General features: G+C 61.4%; 11 protein-coding genes and 1 pseudogene. 2 read left to right on the top strand and 10 right to left on the bottom strand.

The window, feature by feature from the left end:
- Window positions 1–1091 (bottom strand): NAD(P)-dependent alcohol dehydrogenase (locus tag NBW84_RS05450; protein WP_445548641.1); only part of this gene is annotated, 1091 nt, incomplete at its 3' end.
- 483 nt (window positions 1092–1574) lie between these two features.
- Here NBW84_RS05450 and istA point away from each other — a divergent pair.
- Window positions 1575–3197: pseudogene (gene istA / locus NBW84_RS24090) on the top strand (IS21 family transposase).
- An 89-nt stretch (window positions 3198–3286) separates the two neighbouring features.
- Window positions 3287–4081, top strand: a complete 795-nt coding sequence (gene istB, locus NBW84_RS05470) for an IS21-like element helper ATPase IstB (protein ID WP_250282332.1) — start codon at window positions 3287–3289, stop codon at window positions 4079–4081.
- Window positions 4082–4159: 78 nt separating this feature from the next.
- On the opposite strand, the gene NBW84_RS05475 is transcribed toward istB, so the two are convergent.
- The 9 genes from NBW84_RS05475 to NBW84_RS05515 form a co-directional block, all read right to left on the bottom strand.
- The gene (locus tag NBW84_RS05475) at window positions 4160–5287 is read right to left on the bottom strand and encodes a peptidyl-prolyl cis-trans isomerase (protein ID WP_250282296.1); all 1128 of its coding nucleotides are present in this window, start codon (window positions 5285–5287) and stop codon (window positions 4160–4162) included.
- Window positions 5284–7557, bottom strand: a complete 2274-nt coding sequence (locus tag NBW84_RS05480; protein ID WP_250282297.1) for an RND transporter — start codon at window positions 7555–7557, stop codon at window positions 5284–5286. Before NBW84_RS05480 ends, NBW84_RS05475 begins: the two co-directional genes overlap by 4 nt.
- A 95-nt stretch (window positions 7558–7652) precedes the next feature.
- Window positions 7653–8933, bottom strand: a complete 1281-nt coding sequence (locus tag NBW84_RS05485) for an MlaD family protein (protein WP_250282334.1) — start codon at window positions 8931–8933, stop codon at window positions 7653–7655.
- Window positions 8934–8938: 5 nt separating this feature from the next.
- Window positions 8939–10216, bottom strand: coding sequence for an MlaD family protein (locus tag NBW84_RS05490; protein WP_250282298.1), 1278 nt, complete (start codon window positions 10214–10216; stop codon window positions 8939–8941).
- On the bottom strand, window positions 10213–11538 hold the full coding sequence (locus NBW84_RS05495) for an MlaD family protein (RefSeq protein ID WP_250282299.1): 1326 nt from the start codon (window positions 11536–11538) through the stop codon (window positions 10213–10215). The genes NBW84_RS05490 and NBW84_RS05495 overlap by 4 nt, the downstream gene beginning before the upstream one ends.
- Before the next feature lie 59 nt (window positions 11539–11597).
- Window positions 11598–12890 (bottom strand): MlaD family protein, encoded by a 1293-nt coding sequence (locus NBW84_RS05500; RefSeq protein WP_250282302.1) that lies wholly within the window; start codon window positions 12888–12890, stop codon window positions 11598–11600.
- Complete coding sequence (locus NBW84_RS05505; protein WP_250282304.1) at window positions 12890–14230, bottom strand: MlaD family protein; 1341 nt, start codon at window positions 14228–14230, stop codon at window positions 12890–12892. Before NBW84_RS05505 ends, NBW84_RS05500 begins: the two co-directional genes overlap by 1 nt.
- Complete coding sequence (locus tag NBW84_RS05510; RefSeq protein ID WP_250282306.1) at window positions 14227–15456, bottom strand: MlaD family protein; 1230 nt, start codon at window positions 15454–15456, stop codon at window positions 14227–14229. The genes NBW84_RS05505 and NBW84_RS05510 overlap by 4 nt, the downstream gene beginning before the upstream one ends.
- A gap of 3 nt (window positions 15457–15459) precedes the next feature.
- Window positions 15460–16266, bottom strand: coding sequence for an ABC transporter ATP-binding protein (locus NBW84_RS05515; RefSeq protein ID WP_445548642.1), 807 nt, complete (start codon window positions 16264–16266; stop codon window positions 15460–15462).
- Window positions 16267–16329 lie beyond the last annotated feature (63 nt).

Below are 16329 nucleotides of genomic sequence, written 5' to 3' on the forward strand. Positions count from 1 at the left end.
AGTACCGCTTTCACCGCTTGGCCGGTCTCCTGTTCGTGAACCGCGTCATTAATACGAGAGAACGGAAAACTTTTGACAATCTTGTCGAATGGGAACCTGCCTCTCTTGTACAGCTCGACCAGCCTCGGTATGAACTCGTCGGGATTGGCGTCACCTTCGACGATTCCCATGACACGCAGCCCGAGGACCATCGCGTAAATAACGTTGATGGACAGCTCCGCTTGCGGATCGGTCGGCACACCAACCAGACCAAGTAGACCGCGGGGGGCCATGCACTGGGTGACTGCGGCAAGTACGTTTGAATTGCCAGAGGTATCGAAGGCGAAATCCACGCCCGTGGCCAGAACCGCTCGGACCTGCTCTGAAAGAGCTCCCTCCGCGGGGTCAATGACATGTGTCGCACCGAGCGAGGAAGCCAGCTCGCGACGCGACGCGTGTGGCTCGGAGACGATGATGTGTTCACAACCCTGCACAACGCCAGCCATTACCGCTGACAGGCCGACGGCACCGGCCCCGATGACCAGCAAGGAGGAACCCGCCGGACAGTTGAAAGAATTTATGATCGCTCCTGCTCCGGTCTGGATCCCGCATCCGAGCGGAGCTAGTAGCTCGAGAGGCACGTCATCGCTCACCTTCACCACATTGCGCTCATTCGCTAGAGCGTACGTCGCGAACGACGACTGACCGAAGAAGTAGCTGCTGATCTTCCTGTTGCCCGAAGACACTGTTGTGGATCCGTCAGGGCGGGATCCGCCGTAGTTCAGAGGAGCGAACTGATGGCAGTATGCCGGAATACTCCTTGTGCAATTCGGACATACGCCGCAGCTGTTGAATGTCAACACTACCAGGTCTCCGGGCTGAACTTTGGTCACTGCCGCCCCGACCCGCTCGACATAACCGCAGCCTTCGTGACCGAGCAGGGCCGGAAGCTCGATCGGGATCGCCCCGTCACGAGCTGCCAGGTCACTGTGGCAAATTCCTACACTACTGATTTTTACCAGAATTTCATTGTCGCGTGGTTCATCGAGACTTAACGTCTCAAGCTGGAAATCTTCGTTTGGCTTGTAGGCAACGGCAGCAGTGACGTCCATGCTTTCCTCACGATTGTCGAATTTTCCGGTCACGCGTACAAATAACGCAGAGACGATTTACGACTTCCTCGAATTGATGCATGGACGCAGCCTATTTCGAAGGCGGATGAGCCGCCTCGTCGTATGCCTCTGGTCTTTCTGTATCTGCTGTTGACAGCACAAGTATGCAGTCTTTGTGGTCTACGACACATCATCCCAGGTAGGTATTCTTATATCACCGTGGGATGACGTGGGGCGCATGCGCGCCTCGGCAGGACCACCGAGGACGGTACGCTATGCCAGAGTCACGCTGAGCACAGTTTCGGCTGTGTCGTCCGGTGTGGACGATCAAGTAATTCCCCCGTTGTGAGGGGCTGACGGTCACGTAATTCCCCGGGGGGACGGGGTGCGTGTCGGGCTTGGGGTGGTCCTCCCGTTGGAGCACAGTTGCTCCTCGTCTGCGCAGGTCAGGCGGGGGGTGCGAGGGCGAGGAGAACCTTCGAAGTGATCGATATCGTGGAGATCCTGGTCCACTGGCACGCCGGCCGGTCGAAGAACGAGATCGCGGCGAGTCTGGGTGTGGACCGCAAGACGATCCGTAAGTACGTGGCTCCCGCCGAGGCCGCTGGCCTGCGGCCGGGTGGTCCGGCGATGGCGGAGGCGGAGGCGGAGTGGACGGCGCGGGTGCGGGGCTGGTTCCCGGGCTGGTGGACACGAGGCTGCGGCAGGTGACGTGGCCGGCGATCGCTGAACATCACGAGTTCATCGCCGGCCAGCTGCGGGCGGGGGTGCGGATGTCGACGATCCACCAGCGGCTCGTCGACTCCCACGGCCTGGCGGTGTCGGTGGCGTCGCTGCGCCGCTATGTCCACGCGAACGTGGCCGAGGAAGCCCGCCGGCAGGAGGTGACCGTCCGCGCGTTGACCCCGGCCGCGGCGGGCGAGCAGGCGCAGGTTGACTACGGCCGGCTCGGAACGTGGACCGACCCGGCGTCGGGCCGGCCGCGGACGGTGTGGGCGTTCGTGATGGTGTTGGCGTTCTCCCGACACATGTTCGTCCGCCCGGTGGTGACCATGGACTCCCATGCCTGGACGGTCGCGCACGTCGAGGCGTTCGGCTTCTTCGGCGGTGTGCCGGCGCGGATCGTCCCGGACAATCTGAAGACCGGGGTGAACCGATCCGATCTCTACGATCCGAAGCTGAACCGGGCGTATGCCGAGCTCGCCGCGCACTATGGTGTGCTGGTCGACCCGGCGCGGGCGTTCAAACCCCGGGACAAGCCGCACGTCGAGAGGCAGATGCCCTACGTCCGCGGCTCGTTCTGGCGGGGCCGACAGTTCGGCTCACTCGAACAGATGCGTGCCGAAGCCGTCCGTTGGTGCGTCGAGGTCGCGGGCGTCCGGGTGCGCCGGCTGCTGGACGGCGCCGCTCCGCTGGCCGTCTTCGACGCCGTGGAGCGGGAGGCGTTGCGGCCGCTGCCGCCGTCGCCGTTCGTGGCCGCGCGATGCTCGACGGCGAAGGTCGCCCCCGGACATCCACGCCCGCGTCGACGGCGTCCTCTACTCCCTGCCCTGGCGCTATCTCGGCCAGAGCGTCCATGCCCGCTCCACCGGCGCCATGGTGCGGTTCTTCCTCGACGGGCAGCTCGTTAAAACCCACCCCCGTAAGGAGCGGGGCAAGCAGACCGACCTGAACGACTACCCACCCGAGAAGATCGCCTTCCACATGCGGAGCCCGACCTGGTGCCGCGCCCAGGCCGAGCGGATCGGTCCCGCCTGCGCCCTGCTCGTCGCCGCCCTGCTGGCCGAGAACGCGCTCTACCGGCTGCGCGCCGCCCAGGGCGTCATCGGCCTGGCCGACCGACACAACCCGGCCCGGCTCGAGGCGGCCTGCGCCAAGGCGATCGCCGCCGGGGACCCGTCCTACCGCACGGTCAAGGGCATCCTCGCCGCCGGCACCGAGACCATCCCGGCGCCGCCATCGGCCGGGGACGGCGGGGCGGCGACGTTCCTGCACGGACCCGCCGCGCTGTTCGCCGACGTCATCCCCCTGGCCGTCCCGCCCACCGGCGACGTCACGACCCCGGCCACCATGACCAGCCCCGACCCGGCGGAAGAGGCCTCGTGACCGCCGCGACCCCGCCGGCCACGGCCACCGCGACCGGCGGGGTCGCCGTCCCCCCGGCCACCAGCACCAAGACGACAGGAACACCTACCATGACCAGCACCGTCCCGCCCGCCGTCGTCGACCGGACCGGTCTCCGCAGCACGCTGCGCACCCTGAAACTGTCCGAGATGCTCGACACCCTCGACGCCCGCCTCGCCCAGGCCGGTGCCGGCCAGCTCGGCCACCTGGAGTTCCTCCAGGTCCTCTGCCAGGAGGAGATCACCCGCCGCGACGCCACCGCGCTGGCCCGGCGGCTGCGCCGCGCCCGCTTCCCCGAACAGGCCACCCTCGAAGGGTTCGACTTCACCGCCAACCCGAAACTGCCCGCCGCCCAGATCCGCGACCTCGCCGCCCTGCGCTGGCTCGCCGCCGGCGAGTCGGTCATCCTGTTCGGCCCCGTCGGCGTCGGCAAAACCCACATCGCCCAGGCCCTGGGCCACCAGGCCATCCGCGCCGGCGCCGACGTCCGCTTCACCACGCTGTCCCGTGTCCTGGCCGACCTCGCCGGCGGCCACGCCGACGGCACCTGGACCCGCCGCCTCGCCGAACTCGCCCGCCCCACCGTCCTGGTCCTCGACGACTTCGCCATACGCGAGCTCACCGCGACCCAGGCCGACGACCTCTACAAGCTGGTCCGTGAACGCGCCGGGAAACCGATGATCCTGACCTCGAACCGGTCACCCGTCGACTGGTACCCCCTGTTCCCGAACCCCGTCGTCGCCGAATCCCTCCTCGACCGGCTCGTCAACGCCAGCCACCAGATCTTCATGAACGGCCACAGCTACCGACCCAACAAACGCCCAAAGACGGCCGCCGTCCCCCCGGTCACCGCGAACCCCAGCTAACATCAACACCATGGGCCACCCGGGGAACTACCTGCTCGCAGCCCTGGGGAATAACGAGATCGCCCACACCTTCGGCTGTCATGGACCTTTTCCAGACTCGGTCGGCTGAACACTGCTCGCCTGCGGCGACGTCGACGGAACCGGCGGCGACGCATCAGGATCAGATGGACGATAGTTGTCTGCATACTGCACGTGAGCGTTTTTGATCGCGTTGCCGAGCCATTTACGCCACGTGTCGGTAGCCTTCTCCCAGTGAAGCTGCTGACTCAGCCGATCCTTGATCTGCTCGAATTCCAGCGGAGTAGCAGGTTGAGCCTCGAGCACGTGAGCCACGTTCCAACCATGCGATGTCTTCACAGGCCCGAACACCGTGCCAATGGGCACGGTAAAGGCTTGACTCGCGTACGGCTCCTCCAGCTGACCTTTTTCCACCAGGCCTAGCCTGCCATTAGAGTTCTTCGTGCTTTCGTCAATGGAATATTGTTTCACTAATGCCGAGAAGTCGCTTCCGGAGCGGGCTTCCTCGAGCACATTCTTGGCCTGATCTTCGTTCACCACGACGATATTCTGTATCGATCGTCGCTCTGGCGTCACCATAGCGCTCTTGTGGTCGTCATAGTATTTACGGATATCGCCGTCGGTTACCTGAGACGTCGTACCAAAGCCGACCTGATGGAAGAGCCTGTCTACGCTTTGCTGTCGCTTGATCTCATCTATGACGTCCTGTTCCGATGCCCCATACTGGCGGAGCAGATCGATGAACGACTGACGATCGCCCTCTAGCTGCCCATTGATCATCTCTGTCAGAACATCGCGTGCCGATTTATCCGAAATGACAATATTCCGGGAACGCGCCTCGTTATCAAGAACCATGCTTACTGCGACTGCCTTAGCCGAATCCCGCCGAAAGGCGTCTCTCCCTTTTTCGTTTCCGGGCGACTGGACGCCGTACAACGCCTTCAGAACATCCATTCGATAATTTACCTGTTGCATCGTGACGTTCGTGTCACCAACACGTAGTGCCACGCCATTCGGAAGGCCGGTCAACCGGCCAACTACCAAGAGGGATACGACACCGACAACAATGGCCACCAGCGCTACAAGGCTGGTGACTCTCCACCGCTTGCTGGCCGGAAGCAGACGACGAAGCGCACTCGAAAGCCGGACGGGCAGCTGTAAGCAAAATGCGAGAGCACCTACCTTCATACCTCCACCTTTTTCATTTCTGTCGCAAGCGGCCACGATGAGAAAATTTGATCATGAGCCCGTGTGTGTGACCACGGGATGAGTACAACGACGAGCCGAGCGGCCACGAACGACAACCCAACGCTGCCGGCCATCAAGAGCCCGAACTCTCGGACCATCTCCAGACGAGACGCGGCCAAGGCGGCGTAGCCGAGGGCAGCAGCCATCGCTGCCGCGAGGACGGTACGGTGTAACTGTAGGCGTCTACCACTCAACCCGCTGCTGAGCATCACAGTGAACTCACACGCGGTTGCTGTAGTCAGCGAACCGAGCGCGAGCGTGAGTGGGGTGACCGACATCCCCAGCACCCAAACCGCCCCCAGGCCCCACCCGGTGGCCAAGCCAGCAGCGAAGACGGCTCGTAACGCGTCGGAGCGTCGACGAAGGCCGATGAGAAGCACCAGACCGGCGCTGAAAATACCGACGAGACTGGGCAGATAGGGCAATTCTACGAGCAACTGGTAGCCGCGGGCCGCCACCACCGGCAACCCGACCAGATCGATGTCAAATTCATGCGGCGGAGGTGGAATGACCGATCGGACACTGTCAAACAGAAGTTTCTGATCATGGAGGTCCTGAAGTTTCAACAAAAATATCATAGTGGCTCGCTGTCGGTCGCCGCGTACCACTGAATTCGTGAGGTAACTGGGCAGAAGCTGCGTTCCTGCCGCCACCTCCTGCGGCGTCGGTGACGCACCCAGAAAACTGAACAGGCTGGACGGACTCAAAACTGCTTTAAGCTGGTTCCCGTACTGCAGGACGAGCTGGTCCTCGGTACGTTTCATCCACGCCAGCGCGTCCGGAGCAAGAACATCTGGACCGCGCATTACCAGTTGGACCTCGCCTGACCCGCCGAGCGTCTGCTGGGCGTAGCTGACGTCGTCCAACGCGGACAGCCCCGAGGCAAGTCGATCCGGCTGCGCCTCGATCTCGACGTGGGGTAAAGCGAACCAGCCAAGCGATGCGACGGTAACTACCGCTGCCAGTATGGAGATCCGCTTCCAGACAGGAACTCGTGGTCGTTCGGAAAGATCCGCCAGGTGTGCCGCTACCGGGCTGGCCGATGAAATCGACGCCATCCGAACAAGACGACGACCAACCACGAGCCCGAGACCCAACGCAACCAGCAGTCCGCCGGCCAGCGCAAGTCCGAGATCCCGTACGAAGGGCAAAGGCGAAATCGCCAGAGAAGCAAAGGCGGTCGAGCTGGCGAACGCCGCCACGATCACTTGCCGCCGTGGACCGGGTTGGGTCAGATAAGCCGGGTAGTCACTGGCGATCCCCACCAGGATGGGCAGGAAGGCAATGACCCCGAGTGAAAGCGGGCGGCTCAGCCATCCGAAGGCGGCCAGAACCAACGCGGTCGCACAGAGCGTCGTGACGAGCGGAACGAGTCGATACCGTCTCGGTCGGATCCACGGTACGAGCAGGTAACAGACGGCGATCAGTACCACCGCGAGTGCACCAAGCAGTGGTATCTCCAACCTGATCCGATTGCCCAGTGCCGCCGTCACCGCCGGGACTCCGGTGACAGTTGTTCGCGTGGTGGTGAGCCCCGCATGGTCCACCGTGGATCGCACGGCGGAGACAAGTCGTTCGGTGCCTGTCTGATCCAGTGTCTCGCGCGGACGGACAAGAATAGCGACAGCGTTCGGTTTGGGAACGACGAGCGCCCATTGGGGTCGAGGAGCACCGGCTTGATCGAAGATGACTCGCGTAACGAAGTTCGGGTTGTGAAGAGTGGGGAGCCCTGCCGGCAAGCCCTGAACAAGGAGCGCCCCATATCGCTGGTCGAACGCGGCAACCGCGTCGTCACGAGCCGCGGCAGCCTTTTGTTCAGACGCACCCTGGCTTCGGGCCTGCTGCTCTGCCTGGGCAGCCAGAACGTCCCGTCGACCGGCCAGCGTCGCGAGCAGGTTCTGGGCGGAAGCTGCGATCTGGTTCAACACCGTGGCGGGACCGTAAACGGTCGCAACATTCGGTAGCCGTACCAGCTCGCCCTCCAACGCAAGCATCTTCGGCAGTTGATCAGTTCCCAGCAGCTGCAGCGGCTCCGACGATTCGACTAGAACAATGATCGGGTCACCACCGAATGATCTGGCCGCATCCTCAAGCGAACTTAGGGAGGGGTCATTATGAGGCAGGAACGATTCTGGACTGGTATCGCTCCGTAGCTTCAGCAGACCGGTGACAACAGCGACAGAGGTGGCCACAAGCAGCACGACGGCCATGAGCTGCTTGCTGGTCGGCCGGGCCAGGTGGACCCGAGGCCGGAGCCTCGCGATCCACCTGCCGACACGGCCACCCGAAGCTGGCCTGACCAATCTCATTCAGGGGCTCGTTCCACTCGTGGGTACTTGCCGGTGAACGGTCCGGGCACCGAGCCGCTTCCCGGCGGCGGGAGCGGGTTGTTGTAGGTCCCGAGGATGTTGAGATTCAGTGGTGACTGAACCGACTGTAGATTGATATGTGGAAGCAGGCGGGCATAGTGAACCCCCTTCTCGTCGGTGTATTGCAACACCGCGTTGAAGTTCGCGAAGAAGGCTGCCAGCTCCAGTCCATAGGGCTGGGCATACGCGAGCACGGGATTTGCGTCACGGAGGATTTCCCGGGCGTCCGGAACTATGTTCCGGACATCCGTACCCAAAGTCGGCACCCTGTCCAGGGTCGCTGGCGCGAGGTCCAGAGTTCCAGATAGCGCGGGTAACAGCCCACGCAGATCCTGGGTAGTTGCTGGCAACTGGTCCAGAGCCGTGCTCAGGAATGGTGACGCATCTTTCAAATTGGCCGCGACCGGACCGAGTGCTGCAGACAGGTCACCGATCGTGCCGGCTGCGCTCTTTGCCTTATCCAGCACCCCTGGCAGCATCCGCATCGTGTTCTCGATCGATTGAAGCTGTCCAGCTGTCGCCTCGGTCAGCCGCTCCCCGTTGCTGACCAGCGTGGCGATCTGGCCCTCTCCGGTGTCCAACGCCCGCAGCAGCCTTTCGGTTTGCCCGCCCAACTTACGCAGGTCTTCCGACTGCGCGGCGATGGCATCCAGCGCGGTGTGCCCTTCGCGGCCGAGGTCCCCCAATCCAGCAACAGTCGCGTCCATATTCTGCTGGGTTCCCCGGGTACTCTCGCCGACGGAACGGATCAGGCTTCCAAGATCCTGCCGCGCCTGCGGGCCAAGACTTCGCAGAACGTCGCCCAGCTGGGTGCTGGGTCGCACATCGCTGGATGGAATAACGGTTCCATCGGGCAGTGGCGCTCCATGACCATCGGTTATATCCAGGTAGCTATCTTCGACTATCGAGCGCGCGCCGACCCGGACTGTGACGCCCTGATGCAGCGGAACAATCTTCGGGTCGGTGATGGCGAACTCCACACGCACGCCATCCGGCTCCTGGGTCGTGCTCCGCACTTCGCCAACCTTGACGCCGGCTATCTCAACCCGGCTCGCCGGCACAAGATTGTCGACGTCTTGCAGCATGATGGCAGCCATGCGCCCTTTGGACTCCACGATGGGCACATTGGTCTCCGTGCCGGCAAGGAAGTAGACGAACACGGCCACGCTGATGCCGAGGAAGCCAGCCACGATGGCAAGCCGCCCCAATCGCCCCATCAAGATCACCGATTTCCTCCTTCGAGGCCGTTTTCAGGGCCCGGTGCGTAACCGTCCCGCCCGCCAGGAAGGAGACCGCCGTCGGGCAGCGGGATCACCAGATGACCACGAATGATTCCGGTCTCAGGGCTGTCGCCCGCACCGAACACCGACGACGTGTTGTAAATAAACGCCCGAATGTCGTCCTCATAGCGAATCAGTGTCTGGGTGTCCTGCTTCAGGCTGTTGGTCACCGGCAGCAGATCACTGAACGACGGGTTGATGTTGGCGATGAGCGGCCGCAGGTCGGCGACCACCGGCTTCGCTTTCGCGACCACCGGCCGGCCCTTGTCGACGGTCGTATCGAGCTGATCAACAGTTTTCTTGAATCTGTCAAGCGTGCCCGGCAGACTCTTGGACGCGACACCGAGACCAGTCAGTGTCGGATTGAGCTGGGTGGTCAGATGTTGAGTGCTCGTCATTGCCTGACGAAGATCGTCGCTCAACCCAGGAAGCTGCTCGAGGCTGGCCTGCAGGTCGTGATCATTGTTCGCGAGCACCGACAGGGTCTGCTGCGTCGAGTCGACGAGCTGCGCGATTCGCTGATCGTTCTTCCCCACCGCGCCCGCGATCTGCGCCAACGCCGTTACCAGCTGGCTGATCTTTTCTCGTCGTGTTTGCAACGCTTCGAGCACCGGCCGCATCTTCACCAGCGTGTTATCAGTTTCCTGCAGCCCTGCAGGCAGTTCCTCGGGTGCGCGAACCAGCGCCACATCAGACTGGACCAGCAGATTTGTCACCGCCAGCTGGGTCCGCTCGTCGAGGTGCTGCAGCACCTCGTCCGCCTGAACCGGCCGCTCGGTATGGCCGAGGGGAATCAGCCCTTTCTTCTGAAGAGGCTTGCCCGGGGGGCCACCCGGGTTGATTTCGATCGTCATATCGTTAAGCGGGTTCTTCGGGCGCAGTACCGCATGAGCGTTGTCATAGATCCGGTGTCCGCCACCGATCTCAAGGTCGAGGATTGCAGTACCCTGTCGGGTCGGATGCGCGTCCAAGACCTTGCCAACCGTCACTCCGGCGATGGTCACCTTGGGTGAACTCTTCGGGTTGACCCCAGCTATCGACTCGAATTCGGCACGTATAGTCTGATGATCCGTCCACGGCCAGGTTATCGACATCTTGGACTGCATGATGTATATCGCGACAATGGCAGCCAAGATCATTGCCGTGACGGCGCCGACGTCACGGCCAAGACCGGGGACCGTCCGCAGACGCTCCCAGATCCGGCCCATCGATAGTTTCATCGTGGTTCCTCCGGCAGCATCAGAAACTGCAGCAGGCCGCCTGAACTGCTTCGCGGGCCAGGCGGCTGGCCTACCCCGAGGGTCTCCAGATACTGCTCCAGACTCATCGGGACGACGGATCCACCCAACGTCCTGCCACTGACACCAGCCATCAGACGTCCTTGAGTACCGTTCTGGTCGTGTGTCTGGAAAACCTTCGCGCCGTTGACCCCGAGGTAACCCAGCTCTTCATAGAAACGATTGCTGTTTCCGCCACCCTGGTATACGCCGCTTCCCTGCCAGGGTGAGAGCACCATTTGCTTGATCGGGCCGTTGATTCGATCGAGTACCGGACCTCGAACATTCGTCAGAACCTGCGTCGCCCTGTCAGCGGTAGGAATCAGCTCCTGCACCAGCGGACGCAGGTCCGTCAGCAACGTTCGAGTATCACTCACCAGGGGGCGTGTCTGAACCAGTACCGGATCGAGCTCCTGCAACAAAGAGTTCAACGATTTTGCTGTCGGCCGGAGCGACCCGGCGGTGGATGTCAGGAGATCCAGACTGACGCGAAGATCATCCATGCCGGTTCGGGTCGTTCGCAGCGTGTCCGGCAGCGTTTTCACCGACTCGGCCAGCGGTTGACTCCCAGCAGCCAACGCCGCCGTGATGCGGTGCAGATTCGTAAAGATCGAACTTAGCTGACCATCAGTTCGGTTCAGCGCTACCGTCGCCGTCTCCAATCCACTCACCAGCTCGGCAAGATCTGTCTCCGGCTGCGTGCCACGAGCCGCGTCAAGCACCTCACCGGCGGGTTGAAGGGCGCCGGGTGCATCCTTGAGCAAGGCCCTGACGGACTCCTTTCCACCCTGACGTAGGGTCTCGTCCAGCTGGTCAATCGAAGATTGCACGCCTTTCTGCGCCGGTGGAGTCACAGCCGAAAGAACCTTGTCCAGCTCGACGGCTACAGAGGTTCGCTGAACAGGTATCGTGCTGCCGTCGAATCTGCCGTTCGCACCACCGGGAACCAGCGACACGTAGTAAACGCCGCCGAGCAGCGTGGTGGGCCGCACGGCCGCGCCCGGGGCAGTTCTCAAGATGTCACGCACATCATTGTCGACCTTCATGGACACCACTACGGTTCCGTGATCGGTCTGCTTGACACCTGTGACCTTGCCGACCGTCGCATCGGCAACTCTTACCTCGCTGTGATACTCCTCGAGTTTGTATCCGCGGCTGAACTCCGCCTGAATTGTGTCGCCCGAGCCGAGCGTTGTTGTGATCTTGTCCATCTGAAACACCGCGGCGCCGAACAGGAGTATCACAACGAAAACACCGATACCCACCGTTCTATGCGATATGGTAACCCGCCGTCTGATGCCACGAGTGGACCGTTGTATGAAACTCATCGGTGCCCTCCACTCGGCAACAAGCCAGGAGGTAGGCCGGTCGTGGCCCGATCGCGCGTGGCCTCACCCGGTTTCGGGTAATCATTGCGCGGGAAGTCGTCCGATCTATACAGCCCACCGGTCACACTCCCGACTCCGACATTTGGACTCAGGCGGGCAAATCGAATTCCAGAAGCCGGGCCTTCGGACACGAAGCTGTGGCCGCGAACGAAGAACTGTCCGATCTCGGGACCGTAAGGTACAAGCACTCCAAGCGGAGTGGCCAGGTAGCCGAGCGCATCAGTCACCTTGGGCGCCAGCGGACGCGCATCAGCGAACGTGTGCCGCAAGTCCTCTACCGCGGGTTCTGCGTGCTCGGAGACTCCTGGCACCTTTCCAAGGACCGGAACTGCTTCACGCAACACACCGCGCAGGTCTGGTGTGGACTGTCCCAAGGAGGCGGCGCCCGGCTCAAGGCTCGTCATCGCGACCTGGAGATCTGCCAGTGGCGTATCGAGAGAGTGAAGCGCGTCGCGAACCTCCTGCAACGTGGTAGGAGTTTTCGCCAGTGCCGTCTCCAACGATTTTCCCTGATCCACCGTGATACCACGCAGGGTAGAATCTGTCTGCTGCACCAGTGCGCTGATCTGTTCTTCTCGGCCGTTGAAACGGCTCACCAGCTGATCGGCGCTGCGCAGCAGCGCGGGCAGATCCATCTGGTCTGATGCCAGCGTGTTGGCCGTGGTGCTCAGGTCATCAAGAAGATCCTGCGATATATCGAGAAAATTATGAATATCCTGACTGTGACCAGCTACTCCGCCACCTATTTCGCGAATGGTGCTGCTGGCTTGCGTACGAGTCTCCGGATCCAACACTCCGAGCAGCTGCTGAAGGTCAGACGATCCCGTGGTCTGGGTCACCGGAATAACCTTGTCCCCGAGCCTTCCCGCAGCCGAGGTACCGGGATCCAGCTCGATGAATTTCTGCGCCAGAGCCGACGTGTCCCATACCGCCGCATGTGCGTCGTTGTATATTTTGTGATCACCTTCAAGCTTCATCGTGACAAGAGCCCTGCCATCGATGAAGTCGATTGCGCTGACTCTTCCGATCCGCTTGCTCCGCTGACGCACCTCATCATTCACAGAAAGCGTGTTAATGTTGTCAACCGAAGCCTTGACCGTAGTTCTCTGGGTTAGCGGTAAACCAGTCTGAGCCGTGGACGCGATATAAATTCCTACACCCACGAGCATCAGGACAATGAGGCTCACGCCAACCGAACGGGCATTTTTTCGTGCTTCCGGTGTAACCATCACAGCCCTCCAAGAAGTTGACCCAGCAATGATTTCTCCTGCCTCTGGGTCAACCCGGTTGCGCTGTTGCCATCGCTGCTGTCACCGGTCCTGCCGGGCAATGGCAGACGAGGTACCGTCGGCAGGGGCAGATTCGACACCGGATTATCCGGCAGACCTGGCACCGGCCCGGCGATCGCTCGCGACAACGGGCTCGGAGAAATCGGCAGGATCGCCTTGAAATAATGGCTGATGGCGTCATAGTCCGAAGTGGCTAATGCCCACCCCTTCATGAACTCCATCAACTGAGTCAGATGATCTCCAAGGATGTTCTCGGCCAGCTGCCTGCCCGACTGCGCCACGTCACGCAGTTCGCCACCTGCGGGGAGCAACGAGTGAACCAGTGGTGCTGCTTCGTCGAGCATTGCGTTCCCACGATCCAACACAGGCTGCAACGAGGCAAGCGCGGGATCCGCGGCTTCTGAGAACTGGCGCAGTTCTGAACTCACATCGGTCAACTTGTCAGTGATCGGCCGCAGCGACGACAGTGTTGCAGTGGTCGGCTCAGCGACGCCGGACAACTGCACCAACGTCGCTCGCGCCTGGACCAGGGTAGCCGGCAGCTGGCGGATAGTATCGTTCACAGCCTGTTGCTGCGCGGACACTACCGTCATCGTTTGCGTGCTCGAGTCCACGAGCTTGTCCAAATCACTGCCACGATTACCCGCGAGCGCATTCGCCACCGGCCGTGCTTGATCTACAAGACGAGTCAGTAGCGAATTCTGCTCGTCAAGGATCTGCGCCAGTTCGCCGGACTGCTGCATCGCCGGAGCCAAAGCCTTGATGGTTCCAGCGATCTCTTCCCCGTTGCCGTCAACACCTTCACCCAACGAGGTCAGCAATGCACCCAGCGCTGTAGCGGTCGGTGTGTCGAGAGAATTGAGCACCTCTTGAAGATCGACAGCCCGACTGGTGTGGGATGTGTCGATCACCGCCGGTTCCCCGAGCTCGGGTGCGTCTGGTGAGCCGGGATCGATACTGATAAAACGCTCGCCGAGCAGGTTCTTCGATTCGATGCTCGCCCGAGCGTCCTCGTGCAATGGACGTAGAGCATTCTGGATCTCCATCTGCACGACAGCGCGGCCACCTTGGAGGCTCACGGATTTGACCGTACCTATGTCGACCCCCGCCGCCTTGACCCGGTTACCTGCCACGATCGGCCAGGCATCGGTGAAGGACGCGGTAAGAATCGAGTCCTGGTCGTTGTTCCCGATCGGCCCCATGGTGGTGGCTGCGACGCCCGCGGCCACGGCTATCACAATCGCACTGAGCACAAATCGTTTTGATCGAGAGCTGCTCATCTCATACCGCTCCCATGGGCATCGGTCCATGGTTGTCCGACGACCGAACCCGGATTGGGCCGGGCTGACGTGTACGAACCAGGTGGCTGGATCAAACTGTCGTTCAGGGCGTTCGTACCCGGGGCCACGGTCGCGGCCCAGAAGTGGCCCTGAGAATCGTACTCAGCGAAACTCTGTCCGAAGTTGTGCAACCAACCGATCAACTCAGGTGTATAGGGTCGCAGGTAAGCCACCGTCGGCGCATAGCTGACCAATGTATCCCGCACTGGCGGCAAGACCTGGTGCGCGGTGTCGAGCAGGCCGGGCGTCTGACCCAGCAGCTGCTGCGCAGCGGCCAGCGCTGGTCGTAGATCAGCAACGACTGGGCGCAGATCCTGCAGTACTGGACTCAGGTTTCGGCTCACCGAGGCCAGTTGACCTGTGGCTGGTTTCAGATCCACTAATAGTGGAATGGTTGCGTCACCGGCCGCTGGGACATGACCAAGAGTTCCCTCAGCGGCCTGCAGTGTTGGCGGTAGTTCCTTCAGGGTGCCCGAGAGCTGCGACTGCTTTTGCGCCACCGCACCTGTGACAGCGCTCAGGTCCTTGACCGTTCCCGACAGGTCGTTGCTGTGGGCTGCGGCCACCGCAGTCGTCTTGTCCAACTGGGTGACGAGGTCACGAATCGCCGGGCCATCCTGACCAATCCCTTTAAGGACCTCGCCTAGAGCGTTGACGGCAGGGCCAGCGCTGGCCAGAGTGGCTTTGAGCTCCTGTTCCTGACCAGACGTCGTATCATTCAACTCGCCGATCAGTGACACCAGACGATCCCGGGTCGGCTTGTCGAGCATCGCCAGGATCTGATCGACCTCAACCTGCTTCGAGTCGGCCTCGAACATCGCACCGTTCGGTATCACCGGGTTCTTCGACGGCCCAGGGTACAGAGTCAGCATCCTCTCCCCCACCACGGAGTTCCACTCCACCCGGGACGTCGTTCCATCATGCAGCGGCGCGAAGTCATGCGAAAGGCTCGCTTCGATGATTGCTTTGCCGTCGCTTACCCGCAGGCTCTTGACCGAGCCGGCGTGCACGCCATCGATCCAGACCGGTGACCCTTGGAGCAGCTGCGCTGCCGAAGGAACCACGATTTTCACCGTATAGTCGTTGGTTCTGGAAATGAGTGCGTAGGCCCCCACACCGAGTGCGACGACAACAGCGACTACTGCTAATACCGAGCGTCGCCTCATTTTCTAATCCATTCCCAATGGCCCGGCAGACTTGCCTGCCAGGAACTGGCGGACGAACGGGTCGGGCGAGTTGAACACTTCCTCTGTCGGGCCGTACTGAACAAGTTTTCCTTTCCAGATGACGCCGATGCGGTCACTCACCTTCCGAGCGGTCTGGATATCATGCGTGACCAGCACATACGTCCCTTTATGTTCTTGGTGTATTTTTAAAATAAGATCGTTTAGCAGGCTGGTCCGCACCGGATCAAGACCGGAATCCGGCTCGTCGAAAAGAACGACCTTGGGACTTACAACAAGCGCACGAGCGAAACCAGCACGCTTCTTCATACCACCAGATATCTCGCCAGGCATTTTTGTCGCAGCAGCTAGCAAACCAACCTCTTCTAACCTTCTCATGACCAGTTCGCGAATTTTTGTCTCGCGCATATCCGTGTGCTTACGAAGCGGAAATGCAACGTTGTCATACACGTTCATCGAGCCGAAAAGAGCACCGTCCTGGAAAAGAACACCGAATCTCTTGCGCAACTCCTGCCGTTCCCGCTCACTCGCGGACCAAATATCCTGATCGAAGACCAGGACTTGTCCAGAATCTGGCTCCAAAAGGCCCACGATATGCTTCAGGAGAACGCTCTTACCCGTACCGGACGGTCCAAGAACTGTAGTGATGGCGTCGTCCGCAAAATCGATATTCAGACCATCAAGTACCCGGAAGGAGCCGAACGCTTTTCGTACGTTACGTATTCTCACGGCGTGCCGGACATCATCTGGTGGGTCGCTATAGATGACCTCCGACTGTTCCCCGGCGAACATCTGATTATCTGTCTGGTCGTCACTGTACATGCAATTTCCTCTCAGAACGCAGAGATGAACTCG

Origin of the sequence: Protofrankia sp. CiP1_Cm_nod2 (assembly GCF_920664355.1) — a bacterium.
GTDB lineage: Bacteria > Actinomycetota > Actinomycetes > Frankiales > Frankiaceae > Protofrankia.

Excerpts from the sequence above, each read along its gene's own strand:
- istB (WP_250282332.1), top strand. The coding sequence starts at position 3,287 with ATGACCAGCACCGTCCCGCCCGCCGTCGTCGACCGGACCGGTCTCCGC.
- NBW84_RS05475 (WP_250282296.1), bottom strand. The coding sequence starts at position 5,287 with ATGAAGGTAGGTGCTCTCGCATTTTGCTTACAGCTGCCCGTCCGGCTT.
- NBW84_RS05480 (WP_250282297.1), bottom strand. The coding sequence starts at position 7,557 with ATGGCCGTCGTGCTGCTTGTGGCCACCTCTGTCGCTGTTGTCACCGGT.
- NBW84_RS05485 (WP_250282334.1), bottom strand. The coding sequence starts at position 8,933 with ATGGGGCGATTGGGGCGGCTTGCCATCGTGGCTGGCTTCCTCGGCATC.
- NBW84_RS05490 (WP_250282298.1), bottom strand. The coding sequence starts at position 10,216 with ATGAAACTATCGATGGGCCGGATCTGGGAGCGTCTGCGGACGGTCCCC.
- NBW84_RS05500 (WP_250282302.1), bottom strand. The coding sequence starts at position 12,890 with ATGGTTACACCGGAAGCACGAAAAAATGCCCGTTCGGTTGGCGTGAGC.
- NBW84_RS05505 (WP_250282304.1), bottom strand. The coding sequence starts at position 14,230 with ATGAGCAGCTCTCGATCAAAACGATTTGTGCTCAGTGCGATTGTGATA.
- NBW84_RS05510 (WP_250282306.1), bottom strand. The coding sequence starts at position 15,456 with ATGAGGCGACGCTCGGTATTAGCAGTAGTCGCTGTTGTCGTCGCACTC.
- NBW84_RS05515 (WP_445548642.1), bottom strand. The coding sequence starts at position 16,266 with ATGTTCGCCGGGGAACAGTCGGAGGTCATCTATAGCGACCCACCAGAT.